1 protein-coding gene is annotated in these 683 nt (G+C 46.6%); it reads right to left on the minus strand.

From position 1 onward, the window contains the following. Nucleotides 1–683: transposase (locus IM792_RS21175; RefSeq protein WP_194103920.1), on the minus strand; the 683-nt coding region annotated here is incomplete at both ends.

Consider the following 683-nt stretch of genomic DNA (forward strand, 5'->3'; position numbering starts at 1 on the left):
TTGCCCCTGACGGAGGTGCCTGACTGGTGGCTAAAAGGAGCAACGCCACCGTAACAGGCCATCTTACGCGATTCTGTGATTATTGTAAAAGCTTCCGTTTTGGCCAGCATCATCCAACAAAGCACTTTGCCTACACCTGGTATTGAGCGCATGAGTTTGGCCTGGTTATTCATGTCCCGGTCTGAACCTATCAAAGCCTCGATCCGGGACTCAAGCATCACTAACTGTTTATTTAACAGGGCGAGTTGTTGCTTATTCAAAACCATCAGGGATTGGTCTATGCCCAAATGCTTCATCTTTGCATAATCGTATTGTTGTTTAAGGAGCTGCCTTTTCGCTTTAACGCGGCTGTTGCGTTCCGTTAACAGGATCTTTAGGGTTTGTATAGTCTTACCGGATGGTTTCCACTGCGGTAGTTCCTGGTAGTTCTTGTAAGTAAACGCGGCAATCCTAACCGCGTCGATCTTATCATTCTTCCCCCTGACAAGCCCCATGCTCTTTTTCAGATGCAATGGCGAAAAGACAAATACACGGTGCCGGCTGTCTTTTAAGACATCATACAGCGCCCAGTTATACCGGCCTGTATCCTCCATGCCGATGATCAGTTCTTCTGTAAAATCACTAAAGAACCTGATGATACTCTTCTGCTCATTGTTGATGACAAATGATTGCTGCCCCTTAGC

Source organism: Mucilaginibacter sp. JRF (genome assembly GCF_015223065.1).
Lineage (GTDB): Bacteria > Bacteroidota > Bacteroidia > Sphingobacteriales > Sphingobacteriaceae > Mucilaginibacter.